Here is a 22,244-nt window from a genome sequence, read left to right on the forward strand (position 1 = left end):
AATGGAAAACTCTGCAGCCATCGTGCCTCTGTGGTGAAATCTGGCACCTCTGTCGCCTCGCGCCAAAGACTTTCACCACAGAGACACGATGAACACAGAGGTCTGAATTTTCAGTCCTCTACCTGTCGATGACCCAAGGCATATCAATCCTTGGCTCCCTCACGCAGTTCCTTCATCCAGTCTGCCGTGGTGCGGGCGCGCGTCCACCTTGCACCGCAAAGCCAATCATCGCCCGCGCACCGAGTGGGCGCACTTGAGGTGCCGCGGTTTTGAGCGCCTGCTGGCTGTCGAGCCAAGCCAGCAACTTGGAAGCAAGCTGCTCGTCGAGTCCCGCAACGCGTTGGATGGCAAGATCAATCGTGCTCATGGCATGAGGTTAGTTCAAATCGGCTGAATGGGCAAGGGGCTGAGTTAGTTGATCATCCAGGGAGCACAGTCTGCCTCAGCGACTGAGCAAACCCATCAATCCCCGGAAATAGGCTTTCGGCGGTGATGTTCATCTTCCGAAGTTCGCGTAGTCCAACTCGGCTAACCTCCTTGGTGAAGGTGACTTTTTTTATATGCTTTTTCGTATCCGACAACCACGCTGATCCAGGCCCGTTTTCTGCCGCTTCATTGAGCGCCATATCAACGAGGTTTGTTATGAAATCCTCATGAAGATTATGTGGCATAAGAAACAGTCCTTGCTGGACCGCAAGCCGTTGAATTTGCCGCGTAGGCTCAATCATCAAGATAGCGTTGTGTATTTTAACAGGTCTTCCACCACCTCTATATTCTTCGTGATATAGATTTAGTTGCTCATTAGCAACTTGGATCTGTTTACTAAGACTGTCCTCCCTTAGAAACTCATTCGCATCAATACAAGTGCGCAGCCATAAGTCATCAATTGACCATATGGCTGAATTCTCAAAGCTCGTTGAAAAGGCAAAATAGCATGCCACAAAAAAGGAATACGAAAAATCCAAAAGGCGCGTTGGTGCGCCGTGATGCTGCATCAGAGCAAGCCAGCCAACAACATCATCATGGTTTGGTAGATCTCGCGTGTAAAGATGAGCGCGGCGTCGAAATTCGACCAGCATTGCTCGTTCTTTCTGCAAGAAGTAGTCCTTCTGAATTTCCAATCGTTCAAACTCTCTTTCGAGCGATGTCTTCAGTCCCCATTTATCATCAGGCTGGCCTCGGAACACTGATGAGCCATGCTTTACTTCCGGCAGGTCATAAACCTGCATCCAATCGGTGATTGAAATCACCTCGAAAGCATCGTCTTTCATGAGTTCAAAACTGGTGATATTGTCACCCCACCGCCTCCACACACCGGCCGCATAGCGTCGGGTGCTCGGCGTTCGCTCCCACATCCGGCAGATACTTCCAGCAGCGGTCGCATTTGCAGTGGGTGGACTCCTGCACGACGGCGGAGAGGTCGCCGCCGCGGGTGATCTTGAGGTCGCTGAGGATGAGGAATTCGTGGAGGGTGGCGGGCTCGTTGAAGACTGGATGGTCGAAGCCTTCGGCGGGGAGGGTGAGGGCGACGGTGGCTTCGAGGTTGGAGCCGATCTTCTTTTCCTGGCGGGCTTTTTCGATGGCCTGCTGGATGACGCCACGGACCTTGAGCAGTTCATTCACAGCGAGGGTGGCATCGCTGCCGGGGAAGGCGGGATTCGGCTGCGGGAAGGACTGCAGGTGGACGCTGTCGGTGTAGCCGAGGTGCTCCCAGGCTTCGTCCGCCGTGAAGGCGAGCATGGGGGCGAGGAGGCGGCAGAGGGTCTCCGTGATCTCGCGGATGGCGGCCTGCGTGGCGAGGCGGCGCGGGCTGGTGGCAGCATCGCAGTACATCCGGTCCTTGGTGATGTCGATGTAGAGGGAGCTGAGGTCGCCGGTGATGAAGCTGTTGATGACACTGAAGACCTTGCGGAAGTCGTAGTGCGCGTAGGCGTCCACGCACTCCTTGGTGATGGCGTGCAGACGCTCGAGGATCCAGCGGTCCACGAGGGTGTACTGGGGGGCGACCGCAGCGGTTGCACGCGGCGCTTGGGAGCCCTGCGGCACGTCTTCATCGGGCAAGCGAGACGCCTGCTCGACGTCCACATCTGGCAGGCGGGAACCTTGCGTTGCTTCTCCGCTGAGGTTGCCGAGCAGCACGCGCAGGGTGTTGCGGATGCGGCGGTAGTTTTCGCTGTTCTGCTTGAAGAGGTCTTCAGAAAACGGCACTTCGTTTTGATAGTCCACGCTGGCCACCCAGAGGCGCACCATGTCGGCGCCGTAGGTGTTGTAGTAGTGGTCGGCGGTCATGGGCTTGGAGCTCTTGCCCGCGCCCTGATCGCTCTTGCTGATCTTCTTGCCGCTGGTGTCCACCACGAAGCCGTGGGTGATGACGGCCTTGTACGGCGCGTGCCCACGGGCGATGATGCTCATCATGAGGCTGCTCTGGAACCAGCCGCGATGCTGGTCCGTGGCCTCAATGTAGAGATCCGCCGGAGCGTGGAGCTCGGGATGGCGGTCCAGCACGCTGACGTGCGAGCAGCCGGAATCGATCCAGACGTCGAGCGTGTCATTGCCACGCTTCGTGCCCGCAGGCAGGCCGACTTCCTCAGCCCACCAGGCGTCATCTTTTTCAAACCAGAGATTGCTGCCGTGCAGCTCGATGACCACGGCCACCTTGGCGATGACCTCGGGGTCCATGATGATCTCGCCACTGGCAGTGTAGAACACCGGAAGCGGCACACCCCAGGTGCGCTGGCGGCTGATGCACCAGTCCGGACGGCTCTCCACCGTGCCGTAGATGCGGTTGCGCCCCCAGGCGGGCATCCAGTGGACGGTGTCGATCTCGTAGAGAGCCTTGGCGCGGATATCGTCGATCTTGATGAAGAACTGCTCCACCGCACGGAAGATGATCGGTGTCTTGGAGCGCCAGCAGTGCGGGTACTGGTGCACGTACTTCTCGTTACCGAGGATCGCGCCTTTCTCTTCAAGCAGGGCAATGATGCCGTCATTGCTCTGGAAGACATGCTTGCCCACGAACTCGGGCAGTCCGCACTCAGCGGTGTATTTGCCATCGGCATCGACGGGCGAAAGGATTTCCAGACCATGCTCGCGGCCGGCCTGGTAGTCGTCCGCGCCATGACCTGGGGCGATGTGCACTGCGCCGGTCCCGGTGTCATCCGTGACGAAGAGGGTGTTGATGACCTTCGAGGTGCGCGGCAGGAAAGGATGCTGCGCCTCGCAGCCATTGAGCGCGGTGCCCTTGAGTTCTTCGTTGGCGTGCTCGGTGTTCAGCTTGAAGCCGGTGACGGCTCCGAAGGCTTCGACGCGAGACTTGGCGATGACGAGTTTCTCCACACGGCCGCTTTCATGCGTGAAGGTGCCGCTGACGTAGTCAAACGTGGGATGCAGCGCGATGGCGAGGTTGGCAGGCAGCGTCCACGGCGTAGTGGTCCAGATGACAAGGGATGCGCCATCGCAGCCGGGCGGTGGATTCACCAGCGCAAACTTCACGTACACCGCAGGGGAGGTTTTCTCCTTGTACTCCACCTCAGCCTCCGCCAGTGCGGTCTGCGCACCGTAGCTCCACAGCACGGGGCGCTTCATGCGATAGACGAGCTTCTGCTCCACGGCTTTGCCAAAGGTGCGCAGGATGCCGGACTCGTAGCCGGGGTCCAGCGTGAGGTAGGGGTTCTCCCAGTCGCCGAAAACGCCGAGGCGCTTGAAGCTGTTGCGCTGGATGTCGATGTACTTGCGTGCCTCCGCCTCGGAGCGCTGGCGCACCTCCACCGGGGTGAGACCGGCGGCGGATTTGACGACTTTGAACTCGATGGGCAGCCCGTGGCAGTCCCAGCCGGGCACGAAGGGCGTGTGAAAGCCCGCCATGGTCTTCGACTTCACGATGAGGTCCTTGAGGATCTTGTTCAGCGCAGTGCCCATGTGCACGTCGCCATTCGCAAACGGCGGGCCGTCATGCAGGATGAAGGTGGGCTTGCCTTTGGACTGCGCCACGATGCGCTGGTAGAGCTTCCCCTCCTGCCATTTCGCCAGGCGCTGCGGCTCCCGTGCGACGAGATCGGCCTTCATGGGAAAGTCGGTCTTCGGCAGCAGGACGGTGTCTTTGTAGTTCTTGGCAGTGTCAGGGGCGCTCATGGTTCGGGAAAAGGAGCGCGAAGCCTAGCGAGATGGGGGCGCGTGGCAAGGACGGAGGGCTTCGTCCTTGATCCTGCCTCGTTCGCCCCAAATCTGCCTCCCCGCGCCAATTCCCGCCCACAACAGCCATTTGCCCTCCCGGCAGCATGGCGTATCGCTCCGCAACCATGTTCCCGACCCGTTCTCTGCTCCTCGCGTTCACTGCGTCCCTGCTTTCCACCGCTCATGCCCTGGAGGTCAAGGTCTCCCCTGCCCTCACGCTGCCTCAGGCGCTCGAACAAGTCCGCGCCGCACGGAAAGGCGGCGACAGCTCCCCCGCGACCATTCTTCTGCCGGAAGGCGTCACGGAACTGACGCAGCCGATCCAGCTCGAAGCGCAGGATTCGAACCTGACCATTACAGGCACGAAGAGCGCCCTCATCGGCGCACCCCTCGTAACCGGCTGGGAGCCGCACGAGGGCAAGATCGTTAAGGCGGATGTCTCGAAGCTGCTGCCGAAGGGGTTCATCCCCAAACAACTCCTCAGCAATGGCGAGCGGCAGATCCTGGCGCGCTACCCGAACTTCGATGCCAAAGATCCGCTCTACGGCGGCTGGGCCTTCGTGGCCGAATTCCCGCCCGCAGGTGCTCCCGAAGGCCACCTGTGGAAACGCACGCTCTACGTGAAACCCGAGGATGTGCGCACGTGGGCGCACCCTGAGGACGTGGAGCTCGACATCTTCGCGCAGTACGGCTGGTGGAATTTTGTCGAGCCCGTGACCTCGCTCGATCCGCAGACACGCAAACTCACGCTGAAAAAGGACTGCGGCTACGATCTGCATCCGTACAACCGCTACCATTTTCAAAACGCCCTCGAAGAACTCGACGCACCCGGAGAGTGGTTTTACGCCAAGCACACCGGCACGCTCTACTTCTGGCCTCAGGAAAGTGATGTGGGCACTCCTGCCCGCACTTCCGATCCTGCGGGCAAGAGTGCCCGCATCACTCCAGAAGTCCGCATCCCCACTCTCGACAGCTTTTTTAAAGTGAAGGCGGGCGCGAAAAACGTCGTCATTCGCGGCCTCACACTCACCGGCTGCCATGGCTCCGCCATCACCTTTGAGCGTGCGGAAGACTGCCTCGTGGAACACTGTGTCATCACCCAGGTCGGTGCCTTCAATGGCAGCGGCATTGGCGTGAGCGATGGCAAGAACGTGCGCCTCTCCCATAACGAAATCAGTTACACCGGCAGCAACGGCATCAGCCTCAGCGGCGGAGACCGCAAAACACTCACCGGCCCCGGCCACATTGCGGAGGACAATCACATCCACCACATGGGCGTCTTCAACAAGAACGCCTGCGGCATCAGCATGTATGGCGTGGACAACACCGCCGCGCACAACCACATCCACGACGGCCCGCGCATGGGCGTGCAGATGAGCGGGAACAACCTCATCGTGGAATACAACCACCTGCACCACCTCTGCCTCGAAACCCAGGACGGCGGCGCCATTTATACCGGCGGGCGCGACTGGATCAGCAGCCGCGGCAGCAAATGGCGCTACAATTTGATCCACGACGTCATCGGCTGCGGCCAGGAATCCGGCGGCCTCAAGCACCCATGGTTCACCTTTGGCCTCTACCCGGACGACAACAGCGGCGGCCTCGACATCATCGGCAACATTGTCTATCGCGTGGCCCACACGCCCATCCACATGCACAACTCGCGCGACTGCATTGTGGAGAACAACATTCTTGCTCTCGGCGGCAAGTTTCAGTTCGACCTCCATGGCTGGACCAAGGATCAGCGCTTCTACACCAGTCACATCGAAACGATGATCAAAGGCTACGAATCCGTGGCCGGCCTGCCCGCATGGAAAAACATGCGCCACATGGACCTGCACCCCAAGGACGCCATCCGCGACGACGGCATCATGATGAGCGGCAACAGCTTCCAGCATAACATCATGTTTGGTGACACCCCCGGCGTGAAATACGGCGACATTCGCAACGCCACGCCGAAGTGGAACACCATCGACTACAACATCGCCTGGAACAGCGGCCACCCCATCGTCACCGGCATCAATCAAGTCGGCCCGGACAAAGGCGCACCACTCGTCACCGAGAACTTCGACACTGTCGCACCCGGCAAAACACCTCCGGGCTGGGGCTTCAACCACCGCCCCAACAAAGATGTGCAACTCGTCGTCGCCGATGGTGCCCTGCGTGTGGACTGCGCGCTTGGCACCGATCCCAAAAACCCCAAGAGCGTCTTCCACAGCCCCGATGTGCCGATCAAGCCCGGTGCCGCGTATCGCGTGAAGCTGCGCGTCAAATCCAGCGAACCCACCGCCAAGATCAGCCTCGCCTTTGCCTCCTTCAAAAACGGCGAAGGCTACTGGCAGGCAGGCAGCACCAGCATCACCGCCACCAGCGAGTGGAAGGAAGTCGAAGCCACCGGCCGCATGCTCCGCGAAAACGAAGCCGGCTGGAAACCTTGGATGACCGCCTTCTGGCTGCGCGTGGATTGCCACGAGCCCAAAGGCCAGGTCTTCTTCGACGACTTCCGCATTACCGAAGCCGAACCCCTCGACGAATGGGCCGCCTGGCAAAACGCCGGATGGGACAAGCACAGCATGGTTGCCGATCCGTTGTTCATCGACTGGAAGAACGACGACTTCCGCCTCAAGCCTGAATCCCCCGCCTTCAAGCTGGGCTTCAAAGCGATCCCGGTGGAGGAGATTGGGGTGAGGAAGAAGTAAATTGGAATCGACTCACCAATAGTGCCACCGCGAGCGCGACAGCGTCTTGGAGTGCGTGCGGCAAGCCTCGGCGCGACGCCGCTTTCGCTGGCCGGACAATACAGAATGACTAGTGAGCATTCTACACCTCGCGAAAGCGGTGCCGTCGATGCAGGCTTGCGCCGCGCATCTCTGTCACCGCACTCCAAGACGCTGTCGCGTATCTTGCAAACGACCGGCTTGCCACGCCTCCGCTCCGCCGTCACTGTGTGAAAACGACAGCCCCAATCTTCTTTCCCCACGTAATCCCTTCACCATGTCCCAGTTTCTTCAATTCGACCGCACCGGCAATCCTGCTGAAGTTTTGCAACTCCACGAGCGCACGCTCACGCCTCCCGAAGGGCATGAGGTTCGTGTGCGCATGCGTTATGCACCGGTGAATCCGGCGGATCTCAATTTCATTGAAGGCACCTACGGTCGTGCGGCGCATCCGCCTTGCATTCCTGGGCATGAAGGCTGTGGCGAAGTCGAGGAAGTTGGCAGCGCGGTGACATCGCTGGAGAAAGGCGATGTCGTCATCCCGCTGGTAGGCACCGGCTGCTGGACGCAGCACCTCACGGCGGCGGAACATCACTTTGCCAAGATACCTTCTCAAATGGATGCCGTGCAGGCCAGCATGCTGCGTGTCAATCCCGTCACCGCCTGGGCTTTGCTCAAGCACTACACCGACCTCCCGAAAGGTGCCTGGGTGGCGCAGAATGCGGCGAACTCCGGCGTGGGCCGCGCCTTCATCCAGCTGGCGCATCACTTCGGCCTGCGCACGATCAATTTCGTGCGGCGCGTGGAGCTGTTCGATGAATTGAAAACGCTGGGGGCAGACCTCGTCATGCTCGACACCGACGAAGGTGTCGCTGAAGCCAAATCAATCATCGGTGATGAGCCCGTGATGCTGGCCACCAATGCCGTGGGTGGTGACAGCGCCATCCACATGATGGACCTGCTCAGCCCCGAGGGCATCCTCGTCACCTACGGTGCAATGAGCCGCCGCAGCCTGAAGGTGCCCAACAAATTCCTCATCTTCAAAAACCTGCAGCTCCACGGCCTGTGGATCACCAAGTGGTTTGAGAAAGCCAGCACGGCAGAACTTTACGAAGTGCTCGAACCTCTGACTGCCCTCATCCAATCCGGCGAACTCGTCACCGCCATCGACGAAATCGTACCGCTGGCTGATTTCAAACAGGCGATCACGCGTGCGCAGGAAGGCTCACGCGGCGGCAAAGTCATTCTTGATCTCGCGTAACCCATGCACGTCCTGCTCACGAACGACGACGGCATTTCCGCACCGGGATTGCAAGCTTTAGAAAACGCAGTGACACAGCTTGGCTGGCAATACACCATCGTGGCTCCGGCCACGGAGCAAAGCCAGTGCGGGCACCGAGTCACCACGCATCAGCATCTGAGGGTAGAGACGCTTGGGGAAAATCGCCATGCGGTGCACGGCACCCCGGCTGACTGCGTGCGGCTGGCCTTGTTTGCACTCGATTTGAAACCTGATCTGGTGCTCTCCGGCGTCAATGCTGGTGGCAACATGGGGCAGGACATCGTCATCTCCGGCACCGTGGCCGCAGCACGTGAGGCTGCCTACCATGGCATTCGTTCCATGGCGCTGTCTCATTACATGATCCGAGAAATCGCAGTAGACTGGCAGCGCACCGCCGTATGGATGGCGGAGATCGTGAAGGAGACACACGCCCAAGACCACGCACGCAGCACCTTCTGGAACATCAATCTTCCCCATCTGCCAGTGGATCAGAGCGCCCTGCCGCCACGCATCCTCTGCCACCCGGCGCGTTCACCCTTGAATGTGAGCTATCGCAAAGAAGAGCACGGCTACGCCTACGCCGCCTCCTATTCCTCACGCCCGAGAGATCCTGGCTCGGATGTGGAGACCTGCTTCAGCGGCAAGGTCTCCGTCTCGCTGCTGCAGGTTTGAGGCTGCCTGCTGATACAGCGGGCAGCCCCCTTCCATGTGGCCCGTCTATTTGGCAGTCTTGGGTTTGAGGATGAAGGCGTAGGATTCAGCCACCAAGTCCAGCCCCGCGAGTTCCGCCGTATAGCGGAGCGCCTCGGTGAGCGGGACGGTTTTGAGATCCAGGGAGATGTTCACGTTGGGCGGCACGTCGGACTCGCGGATCAGGATGCTCACGCCTTTCTTGTCGGGATCAAACTCACGCGCTTTGGCGCGCAGGTACTCCAGCGCTTCAGGCAGCGTCGCGCTGCGAAACTGCACTGTCGGAATGACGATAGACTCTGCTTTGGCAATCAGTGGTGACTTCGGAGCTGCGGGCGCAGCAGGGACCGCAGCCCCCGGAGGGCCGCCTGCGTCTCCTGTCACGAGAGTGCTGATCAGGTCTTCCACAACCCGCTGCTGCGCCTGGGTGTTTTTGACCACGAGTTGAGTGCCGTTGTCGACGAGCGCCGCTGAGGCTGCCCCTTCAAAGACCACCCCCTTGCCGCCAAGCCATTTCCTAGCATTGTCGATTTTGGCCGCAGCACCCGCAGGCAGCTTGTAGGAGCGCGCGACCATTTCACCCTGGGCAGGCATGGGAGCGATCACCGTCGCCATGGCCTCATATCGCACCACCCGGTTGCTCAAAGATGCGACATAGTACACGGCTTCATAGAGCGGGATATTGGTCAGGTCGAGCGTGATCATGGGACCCTTTTCATAGTCGGGCTTTTCGATGACGAGGTTCAGTCCCTTGTGCTCGGGATCCAGTTCAATGGATTTGGCCTGCAGGTACTCAACGGCCTGCAGCAGAGTGGTGTCACTGAACTTCACCTTTGTCAGGATGATCTCCCTCGCTTTGTCACGAAGCTTGCTGCTGTGAGTCGTAGCCTGCGCCGGTTTTTCATCAGCCCCACGCAGTTGCGCTGTGGCGCACAGTGCGAGCACCGCGAAGGCAGTGGCTAGACCGGTGAGCGCCCCGCGCATGCTGTAGGAGCTGCGATCACGCGTGCCATCCATGATCGCCGAAAGCCGCGTCTCAAGGGTGGACGGCTGAGCCATGGCCATGGCAGGAGCACGCAGTCCACCGGCGGCCTGCACACTGCGTGCGGCTTCGAGCAATTGCAGCGCATAGTTTTCCGCCACCGCACCCGAGCGGATGACCAGGTCGTCCGCAGCCTGCTCCTGCACTGTGCGCCATGCTTTGGCCGCCAGCCAGACCAGTACATTCGGCCAGTAGGCAGCCGTGATGAAACAGGTGATCAAGCGAGTCAGCGCATCGCAGTGGCGGATGTGTCCCATCTCATGACGCAGCGCGGCCTCCAGACGCGCCGCGTCCCAATCCAGCGCCTCTGCCGGCAGCAGCAGCACAGGTTTTATCCAGCCCCATGTCAGCGGTACTGAGACGCTGGACGCCATGCGCAGCGAGATGCCCCGCTCCACGCCCAGATCAGCCGCCACGCGTGCGGTGAGCGCGAGAGTGCGCTCATCCTGCACAGGATGGCTTTGGGATCTCAGACGACGCAGTTGCAAACTGCCGAGCATCCGATGGGCCAGCAGGCAGACAAAGCCTGTGAGCCATACCAGAACAAGCCACTGCGCAGCGCTCAAGCTGGGCAGCCAGCTTTGCGCTTCAGGTGGGGCAGATGGAACCGTGAGGTTCGAAGAGGACAGCATGATCTCAGTCCTGAGGTCGGGTGTCTGCACCTCCGCCGTTGTCTCCGTAAGAGCGATGGACCAAAGCGGCTGCCATAGCAGCGTGACCGGCAACAGGAGCAGTACCAAAAACGCCGCCAGCCAGACCGCACAACGCTGCGCGGCGGAGGCGCTGCGCCAGAGGCTCAGCGTGGCGAAGGCGAGAAGAACGATGCCAGCGCTCTTGGCCAGCAGGTCGACGACATGGAACAGCAATGGATTCATAGGTGGGTTGGTTAGCGGTTCTTGGCCTGTTTGATGATGGACTCGAGACGTTGGATCTCTTCGGGGGAGATTTTCTCGCGCCCATCCACCAGCGCGGCGACGGTGTTCACCAGCGAGCCTTCGAAGAACGTGTTCACGATGTTCTTGAGCGCCGAGCGGCTGGCTTTCTGGATGGGTTCGGTGGGCAGGAAGATGTAGCGCTTGCCGTCTTCGCGATGCTTGAGCATCCCCTTCTCCTCCAAGATGCGCAGCAAGGCGCGCACGGCGGAGTAGCTCGGGGCATCCGTCATCGCACCCGCGACCTCGGAGGCGGTGGCCTCTCCCTTCGCGTAGATGATGTCCATGATCTGGCGTTCGCGACGGCTTAACTGACTGGCTTTTTCCGACATGCTAAATTATTAGCACATCAAGCCGGATCAATGCAAGCCCAATGTGCTAAATAATTAGCACATGCTTCATGCAGAGCTGTTTTCCCTGGAGTGTGGTCAAACCACACCTGCAAACCTGCGTGGCAGGCGTCCCACATCTCCTGTCTTTCCACATTCCCTGGACGGCGCACCTTTTTGAGCGCCCGCGACGCCACAGACCCGAAACTTCGGACCCGCTCAGCGGGTCCCTACCAGCCCTTCGGCACGCGCTGCTCTGGATGGCAGGGATGCGCTGTGCGCGTCCCTAGAAGTCTTCGTCCCATCGTGGGCTGCTGCCTCATCGCATGCCCCCCTTTCCAAAAGCTCACTCCCCAAGCGCATACCAGCTGGCCTTGCATGCGCTGTCTGTCATCTGCCCCCTGGATCTGCACAGAAGCAGTGATGCAGCTTGGAGCGCCGCGCGCTTCAACGGCCAAGTTTTCATCTCATTGCTGCAAGCTTTGATGCAGCTCACTTGGGAGCGTTTTGCAGAGTCGTGACGAGCTGCTGCAGCTCTTTCGTGCTGGGGTGATCATTACCCAGTTTGTTCTTCGCCATCGTCAGCCCCGCCTCGGCTTCCTTTCTGGCCTCGGCATATTTCTTTTCCAGCGTCAGGCAAAGGGCGAACTGGTAGCGGAACGTCAGCGTGTCCACGTGCGCCTCACCGGGGTTGATATCCATAAACAGCAGCACTTTTCGGAACTCCTGCTCGGCTTCCGCCAGCTTGCCCTGCTCGCGCAGGTTGACGGCCAGAGCGCCCCGGGCCATGAGGGTCGGCTGCTTGTCGATGCCGAGAACGCGCACATCGATCTCGACGACGTCCCGCAGTTCCTTCTCGGCCTCGGCAAATTTCTTCTCATCGCCCAGCACCACGGCAAGGTTGGTGCGGTTCAGCAAGGTCGCAGCATGCTCGGCTCCGTACACCTTGGTCATCTCCTTGACCACCGCACGGATCTCCTTCTCCGCTTCCTCAAATTTCCCTTCTTCGTGCAGAGTCTCCGCCAGAGCGTTGTGAATGCGCAGCGTCTCAGGTTTGTCCGCCCCTGAGTACTTCACGTGTCCTTCCCATGACGCACGGAATTCAATCTCCGCCTCTGCTGGTTTCCCCTGCGCGCGCAGGCAGGTGCCCAGAGCCCCCTGGCACTCCGGCAGCAGTGCATTGCCTGGACCGAAGTAGCTCTTGAAAGCTGCGATGAGGGAGCGCAGCACCGGCTCGGCCTCCGCGTATTTGCCCGCCTGCATGTACTCACGCACGGTCGCCTGCTGCTTCTTGAACTCCAGCGCCTGCTTCTTGAGGTCCTCAGGCAGTTTTTCCGGCAGTTTGACTTCAGCAGGCGGTGTCTCCGCTGAGTGCAAGACAGCAGAACCCGAGAGGAGTGCGGCAAGATGAAAAGCGACGATGGTTGACTTCATGGCAGGCCGCAAGGAACGCCAAGTGCGCCGGATGTCTTGTATTTTTAGCGTGGAGTTGAAACGAAACGGCCCCCTCCTCAGGCAAGCTGGGCAATCACCTGCGCCGCCACAATGCGCAGCAGCATGGTGAGCGGATACACCGTGGCGTAGGCCACCGCAGGTGAATCGCTGCGTGCCATGGTGGTGGCAAAGGCGAGCGCGGGCGGATCGGTCATGCCCCCGGAAAGAAGCCCGCACAGCGTCATGAAGTTCACACGGTGAAATTTGCGTGCCACAAACCCGACCAGGAGCAGCGGCAGCATGGTGACGAGCACCCCAAGCAGCACCCACTGCAGTCCCTGCGCCGAGAAAACCGTGGCGGCAAAATGCTCCCCGGAAAGCAGGCCCACATTCGCTAGGAAGAGGATGATGCCCAGCTCACGCAGGGCGCGGTTCGCATTGATGGGCATGTGCATCACCATGGGGCCCAGACGCCCCAGATGACTCATCAGGATGGCCACAATGAGCGGCCCGCCGGCCAGCCCGAGACGCACCGGCGCTGGCAGCCCCTCGATACGGATGGGGTAGAGGCCCAGCAGCACGCCGAGGAGAATGCCCGCGAAGATGGCGGCAAACTTTGTTTCCTGCAGCATCTGCACCGCATTGCCGAGCCTTTGCGTGGCGGCATTGAGAGAATCCTCATCCCCCACAAGCTGGAGCATGTCGCCAAACTGGAGGCGCAAATCGGGCAGCGCCGTGAAGATCAAATCCCCACGGCTCACACGAGTGACGGCAACACCGTGAAAGTGATCGAGGCCGAGTTCACGCACCGTTTTGCCCAGCAGCTTTTTGTTGGTGAGCACCACGCGCCGGTAGGTGATCCTGCCCGGAGCCTTCATGAGGTTCTCTTCGCTCACGCTGCCGATGACCAGCCGGAACTGCTCCAGATGCGCCTGCGTGCCCACGGCCATGATCACATCCCCCACATGCAGCTTCGTTTCCGGGGTGGCGGCGGTGACTTCAACCTCAGCGGCTGCGCGATGTCGGGAGATCACGACACTGGTCTCCTGCACACCGGGAACGCTGGCGATGGCGACACCGTCAAGGTTTGGATTCTCCACCCGCAGATTCATGCGTTGCAGCGGCTCGATGCCAGCCCCCTGCTCCTGGCGGAAGGTCTCCGCCTCCTGCGTCACATCCACCTTGAAAAAAGCCCGCATGAGAATGAGTGAGACAATGATCCCGACGATGGCCAAGGGATAGGACGCCGCATAGGAAAGTGCCGGCAGCGTGATCAGCGCAGGGTCCACATGCGCTGAGGCAAGCGCCTGCTGCGCGGCGCCGAGTGCGGGCGTGTTCGTGGTGGCACCGGCAAACAAACCCGCCACGGCAGGCAGCGGCATGTTCAGCATCCAGCCCCCCGCCAAAGCCACCACAGCCCCCAAAAACACCAAGACAAAGGCATAGGCATTCAGCATGCGTCCCTGCCGCCGCAGCGAGGCAAAGAAGCCCGGCCCCATCTGCATGCCGAGCGCGAAGACGAAGAGCACCAGCCCAAACTCCTTCATAAAGTGCGCCACCTCCGCATTGGGACGCATCCCAAAATGAGAGACGGCCAGACCGGCAAAGAGCACGCCTGCGGTGCCCAGCTTGACTCCCCGGAAACGAATGTTGCCCAGGCCGATGCCTCCGAGAATGACGATGCTGAAGGTAAGCAGGTCGCAGGCCACGGGGTTGTCCAGATGCAGTTGCTGAAGAAATGACATTCCTTTCTCATAGGCATGTTTAGTGCCAGAGGCGCAACGGGATTGTGTGCCATTCTTGTGTGGGCATCACGCGCAGGCTGGCATTCGCTGCGCCGGATTTGACATGCGCTGATTTACCCCGGCATGGCGGCGCTGTTTGTGCTTAAAGCATCCTTGCATGAATACGAACAAACCCTCTCTCTATGAACGTCTCGGTGGTGAAGAAATGATCTCCGCCCTCATTCCCGCCTTTTATGTCCGCGTGCTGGCCGATCCTGAGCTCGGGCCCTTTTTCATCCACACCGAGCTGGAGAAACTGCACGCCATGCAGCGCGAGTTTTTTGTCATGGCCACCGGCGGGCCGATCCAGTACACCGGGCGCCCCCTGGCGCATACGCATCATGGGCGGGGCATCACCCGGCAGCACTTCGCCCGTTTCACCGGGCATCTGGTGGAGACTCTGCTCGACATGGGAGTGACCCAGGAGGAAACGGATGAAGTCATCGAACGAATCAACGCCATGACCAACGAGATCATCGGCGCCTCCTACTGATTCACCGGATGCGCCTGCTGCTGATATTCCTCTGCCTTCTTTCAACTCTGACCGCACAAGCCGATGAGTGGTGGGCCTGGTCGAATGTGGACTATTACCGCAGGCCGCCGTGGACCGGCAGTGTGTTCATGGCCAATTTTGCCGATGAAGTGGACGGCTCCTACGCGCAGATGGTCAGCCCGCGCGTGAAGTATGCGGCGGCCAAATGGCTGGATCTCGGACTGGGGCTGTCGATGTTCAGGGTCGAAAACACCACCACGCACGACCGCTACGACCAGCTCCGCCCGGAGCTGGAAATCAATCCCCACTACGAACTAAAGCAGGTGCGTCTGGACTGGCGCAACCGCATGGAATGGCGCGAGAACCAAGGCGCCCCCTCCACCGCAAACCGCACCCGGCACCGCATGCAGATCGCCTGGACACTGCCCCAGCCGCTGGGCCCGCTGACACGCCTCTATGCCAGCGATGAATGCCTGATGGACCTGCATCTTCGCCGCCCAACAGAGAACCGCATCATCCCGCTGGGAATCACCTTCAAGCTCACCGATTCGATGGACCTCGACCTCTTCTACATGATCGACTCCAAGCGCACCAAAACGACATGGAAAAGCGAATCCGTGCTGGGCACGTATCTGCGGGTGCGGTTCTAGAGAATGAATGAAGGCGCGGCTTTGCGTTGCCCGCGTCCTGATTTGAAGCGTAGAGAGAGGCATGCCTGAGCATTCCAATGCACGCCTGTTTGTATGGTTCCGCATCCTCTTCAACTGCCGGTTTTACTACCCGGTGTTCACGATTCTGTTCCTCGATCTGGGCCTGAGCATCGGTGAATTCGCGGCGCTGAACGTGGTGTGGGCGCTGACCAGCGTGGTGCTGGAGGTGCCCTCCGGGGCGCTGGCAGACCGCTTTGGCCGCAGGCCGCTGGTGGTGGCGGCAGGTATGCTGATGTTGCTGGAGATGGCCGTGCTGTGCCTGATGCAGCCGGGACACCATGACCTCGTGCTGTGGCTGTTTGTGGTGAACCGCGTTCTCAGCGGGGCTGCCGAAGCCTGTGCCAGCGGGGCGGATGAGGCCCTGGCCTATGACTCCCTGCCAGCTGCTGAACGCACAGCACTGTGGCCACAGATCATGGCGAAGCTTTCACGCGGGATGGCCCTGGGTTTTGTGGTGTCCTCCATCACAGGATCGGTGCTCTATGATGCGCACAGCCTGACGACGGCGCTGCATTGGATCGGACTGGATGTAACGGTGGCCAAGCAGGTGTCCATGAAGCTGCCACTGCTGCTCGGCCTGGGCACCGCGCTGGCCTGTCTGGTGGTGACCCTGCGCATGACCGAAGTGCGCGCCCCTGCCCCCAAGACTTCCCTGCTGCAGAGCATCCGCGAAACCTGGATCTCCATCCTGCAGACAGGCGGCTGGATCTGGCGCACGAAAGCCGCCTTCGCGCTGATTCTGTTTGGGCTGGTCTTTGACAGTGTGATCCGTCTCTTCCTGACCGTGGCCAGCAACTTCTACCGCCTCGTGGGCATCGAGGAAGGCTGGTATGGCGTCATCGGCACCGGGGTGTCTCTGCTCGGGCTGGTGACCGCAGGTCTGATGGAAACGAGCGCCAAGGTCATGACCGCACGGCAGAATTTCATCTGGCTGGGCCTCCTGGTGTTTGGCGGCTTGCTGGCGGCGGCGCATCCGCAGCCGGGCTGGACAGGCATCGCCCTGGTCATGCCGCTGTTTCTGGGCATGCGCTTCCTGCAGTTCTTCCTGTCCCATTACCTCAATGAGATCGTGGACTCCGAGCAGCGGGCCACCGCGCTGAGCTTTCGCGGGCTGACGATCAATCTGGCCTATGGCACCCTCACCCTGCTTTTCGGCTGGCAGACCACCTGGGTGGGCGGCCATTTGCACCTGAGCGCGGACGATCCCCGCGTGTTTGCCGCAGCACTGGGACTGTGGCCGTGGTGGTTTGCCGGAACCGTGCTGGTGGCGGGCGGCTGGATGCTGCTGCGCGTTTTTACAGCCAGCAAAGCTGAACGAAACGTAGAGTCATCAGGTCATTAAGAACATTCGACAAGTAACTTCACCGGCAACAAAATGCTCCCAGCCATGAAAAAGCCCTTCTTCGTCCGCCTCTGTCTGGTTCTGGCCGTCGCCATCCTTTTTGTCCAGTGCTCCTCCACGCCCAGGACGCGCATTGAGAAAAACCCGCAGATGTTTTCCAAACTGAGCGCCAAGGACCGCCAGCTCGTGACGCATGGCCTGATCCGTGAGGGCATGACCCGTGATGCGGTTTTCCTGGCCTGGGGACGTCCTGACGCCGTCTCGGTGGGTATCAATCGCGGCAGAGAAAGCGAAACCTGGACCTATGAAGGCCAGCGTCCCGTGCGCTCCATGAACATGAACATGGGTTTTGGCTACGGTTACGGTGGCTTTGGTTATGGCGGTTTCGGTTACGGCGGCCTGGGTGGTTTCGGCCCCTTTGGCTACGGTGGCTATCCCATGTGGGGCAGCGGCACCTCTGTGACGTACATCCCCTACACCGCAGGAACGGCAGATTTTGTCAACGGCCGGGTGGTGAGTTGGAAGTCCACGGCACGCTGAGTTCGAGCTCCCTCCGCCGATGAGCGTGCCCGAAGAACATCTGGCGTCACGCCGCAGTCTGAAATCCCGCGACACCCGCTGGGCGCATGCGCTGGCAGGCTGGCTGGCGCGCTCCGGTCTGACACCGAATGCGATTTCTTTGCTAAGCGTGGTCTTTGCCGGCGGAGCCATGGCCTGCTTCCTGGTCGCCGGAGATCAAAGCAGCCTCACCGGCATTCTCGCAGCCTGGCTGGGTGCCCTCGTCTGCATCCAGATGAGGCTGGTATGCAATCTGATGGACGGCATGGTGGCGGTGGAAGGCGGCAAGGGCTCACCTGTGGGAGCGATTTATAACGACGCACCTGACCGTGTGGCAGATGTGCTGATCATGGTGGGGGCGGGCTACAGCGGTGCGGGAGACCCCGGAGTGGTGAAGCTCTTCCATGTGATTCCGCTGGGCTGGTGCTGCGCGGTGACGGCGGTGTGGACGGCCTACATCCGCGTGCTGGGCGCCTCCCTCACCGGCAAGCACGACTTCCGCGGCCCCATGGCCAAACAGCACCGCATGGCCGTGCTGTGCGGCGGGCTTTTGATCGAAATGATCCAGCATCTGACCGGGCACGAACGCTGGGGCATCCTGCTGGCGCTGACGCTGATCTTTTTCGGCGGACTCTGGACGTGCTGGCGGCGGCTGTCCGTGATGGCTCAGGCACTTCGTTCAGGCGACAACTCGGCGCTTTGATGGCGTGCACGCGAGGAGTTGAAATATTCATGCCGTGGTTTGCGTCCCTATCCACGCACCCTCATGAAAAAAGCGCTCCTCGTACTCGCCACCCTGTTCTCCCTCAGCCTTCACGCCGCTGATTTCCCCAAAGGCAGCCCGAAGTTTTTCACCTCCTCGGGAGCAGTTTTGAAGGCCTCGAAGGAGAACGGCAAGCCCGTTATCCTCGTTTTCTCCGCCGCCTGGTGCGGCCCCTGTCAGAAAATGAAAAAGGAGGTCTACCCGAGCAGCGAGGTGCAGCCGCTGCAGGACAAGTTCAACTGGGCCTACCTCGACATCGACGAGGAAGCCAACAGCAAGCTCGCTGAGGGCTTCAAGGTGGAGACCATCCCCCACCTCTTTTTCCTCGATTCAACGGGCAAGACCACCTTGGACGACCTCAAAGACGTCACTCCCCCCAAGGATTTCGCCAAAAAGCTGAGCAAAGTGCTGAAAAAAGCGGAAGCCGCCCCCAGGAGCGGCAGCGGAAGCTGAGCCTGATTTTGCCACGGCCATTGCAGGCTCAATCACAGCCAGGAATGCATACAGAGTTTCCTTTCACGGCCGGAACTCCTGTCTTTTTTACCCTATTCAGCCCCCTTCTCAAAAGTGGTCCGAAAATCAAAGATTGATTTCAGCGGCGATTTACCCCACAATAAGTATTCTAAAAGGAAAGTTAACAATCAGATATTGTTAATAAAAATGCGATACCACACACTCCTTCTCCTCGGCCTCTCCGCTTTACTTCTGGCGTCTTGTGAATCCTCAGGCTTCATCGGCCGGGGCACTCGGATCACCTCTGTTCGCACCACCGCCTACACTCATGGCGAGTCTGACCACATCATTTACGGAGCCAAGACGGCCGTCGGAACCCAGCTCAAGTATGGAAACGTGCGCAGCGCTGCTGCCGACTGGTCGGTATATCCAGTAGGCACGATCTTCCAGATTGAAGGACTCCCTTACGTTTATCAGGTGGATGATTATGGTTCCGCCTTGGTGGGCACCAACACCATCGACCTCTACAAGCCGGACAAGGCCACCATGAATGCCTGGGGTGTGCGCAACGTGAACATTCGCGTCATCAAATGGGGATCGTTTTCCAAGAGCCTGTCCATTATGAAGGAGCGCACCGGCTACGAGCACATCCGTCGCATGGTGGCGCGCATTGAACGCAGCTCCTAGTCCCGGCTTCTCTGACCTACTCCAGTGACCAAGCAGGAGCGCGCGGATTACATCCGGAATCGGCTGGGTCAGTTGTACCCTTCACCTCCCATTCCTCTGGATCATGAGGATGCCTTTACCCTGCTGGTGGCCGTCCTGCTCTCTGCCCAGTGCACCGATGTCCGCGTCAATCAGGTGACGCCAGCCTTGTTTCGGCTTGGCAAAACCCCGGCAGCGCTGGCCGCAGCCCCGCTCGATCAAATCGAAGCCATCGTGCGCCCCTGCGGCCTGGGACCGCAGAAAGCCAAGGCCATCAAACAGCTTTCTGGCATCCTTCTGGAGGAACACCAAGGGCAGGTTCCCGCCTCGCTGGAGGCCTTGGAGCGCCTCCCGGGAGTCGGCCACAAAACCGCCCAAGTCGTGATGGCTCAGGCCTTTGGCATTCCTTCTTTCCCGGTAGACACCCACATCCACCGGCTCGCACAGCGCTGGGGCCTGACCAATGGCAAGTCCGTGCTGCAGACCGAACGGGATTTGAAGCACCTGTTTCCGGAGGAATCCTGGAACAAGCTGCACCTGCAGATCATCTTCTATGGCAGGGAGTTTTGCAGCGCACGCGGCTGCGACGGGACCGTGTGTGAAATCTGCCGCACCTGCTACGCGAAGCGGAAGAATCCCGTCAGCACCAAGAAAGCTTGAGGAAAGTACTCACGAGCTTTAGCTCGTTCAGGAAGGAACGTTCTGATGCCCCGAATGAGCTATAGCTCATGAGTAATTTTCAAATTACCAGCGCAGACGCAGGCTGGTGCGGAAGGCGCGGGTGGTGTTGCCGAAATCGCCGCCGATACCGATGTCAAACATGGGCAGCACCCGGAAGTAGGTCGACAAATCCACCATCTTGCTGTCGTACTTGTCGGCGCTGCTCACGGTCACGCCGGCCTGCACTTCCAGCCAGGTCAAAGGAGTGAAGCGCAATGCGGGACGCACATAGATGGAACCATCGCTGAAGCTCACGGAAGTGTCCTGCGCCTTCAAGCTGGCGTAAACCAGACCGGCCTCAGCCACAAAGGTGAGCTTTTCGTTGATCAAAGCCGTGTGGAAACCAGCGCCTGCCTGGATGCTGGCGAAGTCATAATTCCCCTTGGTCGCACCGGTGACACTGCCACCGCCGCCGCTGCCCCATGAAGCGCCAAACTTCAAATAGAGCGGATTGAACAGGGCCACCGTCAGCGTTGCGCCAATGGTGTTGGCTCCAGACAGGTTATCGGCCTTGGGAGCCACGTAGCGGTAATAGGCCTCCAAGTTGTTGAAATTGACCATGTTAGGCCCGCTTGGCTGTGCACCGTAACCGGCTGCACCTGTCGGCGGCGAACTGTAATTGCTCACCCCCTGAGGCGTGTACGAGGAGACGCCACCAGGCTGTGGAGCGGCGGCGTATGGATCTGCATAGCCCGGAGGGGCCGTCACGGCCGGTGTGACGGAGGCTGGCGGCAGTGAATTGGGATACGCAGGAACATTGGGTGGTGTGCCGTATCCCGGGGGCGGCGTACCATAACCGGGAGGAGGCACCCCCATGACGCCATAACCAGTCTGAGCCACGGCACTTTGACAAAAGGCAACGCTGACGCTGAAAGCGTAAAATAGGATCCTTTTCATGAGAAGTGGGGCATCTATTGATTATTTAGATATGTTAAATAATCTCTCAAATCAATAGATTGAGCAAATCTTTTTTTTGGTTTTGAGATTTCCATTCAATCCAGTCGCTATGACACTGTCTTAGCAATCAGCCATAGAATGGACCTTACGGGACCTATACGTCCTATAAAGGGCCCCCGGCGCACGAAAACCGCCGCTACTTTCTCAGCCAGCGTGGGATCAGTACCAGCAAGGCCAGTCCCGCTGCCAAACCGGCAATCAGTCGGCCTTTGTGGCTTTCAGCCGGTTTCTCAATCTCGGGCAGGATCGTCACCAATTCAGGAACCGCGAGGGGTTTGAACTCCGGGAGGGTCGGAGGCGGAGTCGGAGGACTGGCCGCTTCAGATCCCGCAGGCTGGGCCGCGCTGGCGGCCGCTGCTGGCAGCGCCTTTTCCCAATCAAGATTGAGCAGGAGGTCCCAACCGGGGCTTTCGTTTTTCAGCCGGCAGCCGCAGCGGCCCACGAGGAACATGCAAGCATCTTCCAGCGACGCGTCATCCAGAATGTCCAGCGGCCAGGCTCCCAGCACCCTGCCCCGGCCAAAGACCGCCCCGGCAAAGCTGGTGATGGTGGGATCAAAGGTCCCCCTCGGTCCGACAAGCATGTGCAGCAGCATGGCCTCTGCGGGATCATCGCGCCGCAGCCTGAGGGTGCTGAATTTCAGCCGCAGTGGAGGCCCGGGGCCAAGCTGGCTGTCTGGGTCGTTGGGGTCCTGAATGGGCAGCGACGCCACCTGCTCCAGGAATTTGAGCCGCTTTTCGATCCGCTCCACCTCCAGCACATCCACCGGCGATCCGCTGTCAGCGATCACCCAGATGACCGAATCCCCCGCCAGCAGCAGCTGCACGAGTTTCTTACGCGCCGGGGAATCCAGCACAGCACTGAGCGTGGCAGCGTCCAGCTTGCCCGCCCACACCTGCTTCTCGCTCTCCCGCGAATAGCGCAGGATGGTGTCCTGCTGCGCGGAGTCCTTGGAGGTGGAGAAGTCGAGATTCGCCTTGCCATTGGCACGCAGCGGGCGCAGCAAATCCTGCACCTCCGGCGTTTGCGAGACGGCGGCAGGCATCACCAGATGAAACTTGTCCGCCTCCCAGCGATCCAGCGCGAAGCGGAACACCGGAATGGTGCAGGCGCAGGCACCACTTGTACAAATGGCGATGATGAGGGTGGCGAGTCGCATG

Annotated in this window: 20 protein-coding genes; 11 read left to right on the forward strand and 9 right to left on the reverse strand. The window is 60.0% G+C overall.

Annotated features, from left to right (window positions below):
• Positions 1-172: 172 nt before the first annotated feature.
• From AC24GY_RS23895 to ileS, 3 genes are read right to left on the reverse strand one after another with little or no spacing between them, the layout of a single operon-like run.
• Positions 173-367, reverse strand: a complete 195-nt coding sequence (locus tag AC24GY_RS23895; protein WP_487688055.1) for a hypothetical protein — start codon at positions 365-367, stop codon at positions 173-175.
• Between the two features lie 52 nt (positions 368-419).
• Positions 420-1,271: an FRG domain-containing protein gene (locus AC24GY_RS23900; RefSeq protein WP_487688058.1), complete on the reverse strand. Its 852-nt coding sequence runs from the start codon at positions 1,269-1,271 to the stop codon at positions 420-422.
• 22 nt (positions 1,272-1,293) lie between these two features.
• Complete coding sequence (gene ileS, locus AC24GY_RS23905) at positions 1,294-4,131, reverse strand: isoleucine--tRNA ligase (RefSeq protein WP_487688060.1); 2,838 nt, start codon at positions 4,129-4,131, stop codon at positions 1,294-1,296.
• A gap of 167 nt (positions 4,132-4,298) precedes the next feature.
• Here ileS and AC24GY_RS23910 point away from each other — a divergent pair, with 167 nt between their 5' ends.
• The 3 genes from AC24GY_RS23910 to surE all read left to right on the forward strand — a co-directional run bounded on the left by AC24GY_RS23910 (position 4,299) and on the right by surE (position 8,844).
• Positions 4,299-6,872, forward strand: a complete 2,574-nt coding sequence (locus AC24GY_RS23910) for a right-handed parallel beta-helix repeat-containing protein (RefSeq protein ID WP_487688063.1) — start codon at positions 4,299-4,301, stop codon at positions 6,870-6,872.
• 295 nt (positions 6,873-7,167) lie between these two features.
• Positions 7,168-8,151: an MDR family NADPH-dependent oxidoreductase gene (locus tag AC24GY_RS23915; protein WP_487688066.1), complete on the forward strand. Its 984-nt coding sequence runs from the start codon at positions 7,168-7,170 to the stop codon at positions 8,149-8,151.
• Between the two features lie 3 nt (positions 8,152-8,154).
• Positions 8,155-8,844, forward strand: a complete 690-nt coding sequence (surE, locus tag AC24GY_RS23920) for a 5'/3'-nucleotidase SurE (RefSeq protein WP_487688068.1) — start codon at positions 8,155-8,157, stop codon at positions 8,842-8,844.
• Between the two features lie 45 nt (positions 8,845-8,889).
• On the opposite strand, the gene AC24GY_RS23925 is transcribed toward surE, so the two are convergent.
• From AC24GY_RS23925 to AC24GY_RS23940, 4 genes are all read right to left on the reverse strand, one after another.
• Positions 8,890-10,779 (reverse strand): M56 family metallopeptidase, encoded by a 1,890-nt coding sequence (locus AC24GY_RS23925; RefSeq protein ID WP_487688070.1) that lies wholly within the window; start codon positions 10,777-10,779, stop codon positions 8,890-8,892.
• An 11-nt stretch (positions 10,780-10,790) separates the two neighbouring features.
• Positions 10,791-11,168 (reverse strand): BlaI/MecI/CopY family transcriptional regulator, encoded by a 378-nt coding sequence (locus AC24GY_RS23930; protein ID WP_422316925.1) that lies wholly within the window; start codon positions 11,166-11,168, stop codon positions 10,791-10,793.
• Positions 11,169-11,657: 489 nt separating this feature from the next.
• Positions 11,658-12,599: a tetratricopeptide repeat protein gene (locus AC24GY_RS23935; RefSeq protein WP_487688073.1), complete on the reverse strand. Its 942-nt coding sequence runs from the start codon at positions 12,597-12,599 to the stop codon at positions 11,658-11,660.
• A gap of 77 nt (positions 12,600-12,676) precedes the next feature.
• Positions 12,677-14,344 (reverse strand): putative transporter, encoded by a 1,668-nt coding sequence (locus AC24GY_RS23940; RefSeq protein ID WP_487688075.1) that lies wholly within the window; start codon positions 14,342-14,344, stop codon positions 12,677-12,679.
• A gap of 157 nt (positions 14,345-14,501) precedes the next feature.
• Here AC24GY_RS23940 and AC24GY_RS23945 point away from each other — a divergent pair, with 157 nt between their 5' ends.
• The 8 genes from AC24GY_RS23945 to nth all read left to right on the forward strand — a co-directional run bounded on the left by AC24GY_RS23945 (position 14,502) and on the right by nth (position 20,067).
• Entirely contained in the window at positions 14,502-14,876 is a 375-nt protein-coding gene (locus tag AC24GY_RS23945) for a group I truncated hemoglobin (RefSeq protein WP_487688077.1), read from the forward strand.
• Positions 14,877-14,884: 8 nt separating this feature from the next.
• Positions 14,885-15,526, forward strand: coding sequence for a DUF2490 domain-containing protein (locus tag AC24GY_RS23950; RefSeq protein ID WP_487688079.1), 642 nt, complete (start codon positions 14,885-14,887; stop codon positions 15,524-15,526).
• Positions 15,527-15,587: 61 nt separating this feature from the next.
• Positions 15,588-16,928, forward strand: a complete 1,341-nt coding sequence (locus AC24GY_RS23955; RefSeq protein WP_487688082.1) for an MFS transporter — start codon at positions 15,588-15,590, stop codon at positions 16,926-16,928.
• A gap of 45 nt (positions 16,929-16,973) precedes the next feature.
• A complete protein-coding gene (locus AC24GY_RS23960) occupies positions 16,974-17,468 on the forward strand; it encodes a hypothetical protein (protein WP_487688085.1) in 495 nt (164 codons plus the stop codon).
• Between the two features lie 19 nt (positions 17,469-17,487).
• Positions 17,488-18,189: a CDP-alcohol phosphatidyltransferase family protein gene (locus tag AC24GY_RS23965; RefSeq protein ID WP_487688088.1), complete on the forward strand. Its 702-nt coding sequence runs from the start codon at positions 17,488-17,490 to the stop codon at positions 18,187-18,189.
• Between the two features lie 63 nt (positions 18,190-18,252).
• Positions 18,253-18,702: a thioredoxin family protein gene (locus AC24GY_RS23970; RefSeq protein WP_487688090.1), complete on the forward strand. Its 450-nt coding sequence runs from the start codon at positions 18,253-18,255 to the stop codon at positions 18,700-18,702.
• Between the two features lie 207 nt (positions 18,703-18,909).
• Positions 18,910-19,389: a 3D domain-containing protein gene (locus AC24GY_RS23975; protein WP_487688093.1), complete on the forward strand. Its 480-nt coding sequence runs from the start codon at positions 18,910-18,912 to the stop codon at positions 19,387-19,389.
• Between the two features lie 24 nt (positions 19,390-19,413).
• Positions 19,414-20,067 carry an endonuclease III gene (nth, locus tag AC24GY_RS23980; RefSeq protein ID WP_487688095.1) on the forward strand — a complete coding sequence of 218 codons (654 nt, stop codon included), beginning with the start codon at positions 19,414-19,416 and terminating at the stop codon, positions 20,065-20,067.
• An 84-nt stretch (positions 20,068-20,151) separates the two neighbouring features.
• Here nth and AC24GY_RS23985 read toward each other — a convergent pair whose 3' ends face one another.
• Positions 20,152-20,967 (reverse strand): hypothetical protein, encoded by an 816-nt coding sequence (locus AC24GY_RS23985; protein WP_487688097.1) that lies wholly within the window; start codon positions 20,965-20,967, stop codon positions 20,152-20,154.
• A 253-nt stretch (positions 20,968-21,220) separates the two neighbouring features.
• On the reverse strand, positions 21,221-22,243 hold the full coding sequence (locus AC24GY_RS23990) for a hypothetical protein (RefSeq protein ID WP_487688100.1): 1,023 nt from the start codon (positions 22,241-22,243) through the stop codon (positions 21,221-21,223).
• Position 22,244: the final 1 nt, after the last annotated feature.

This window comes from Prosthecobacter sp. Pr1 (assembly GCF_057652315.1).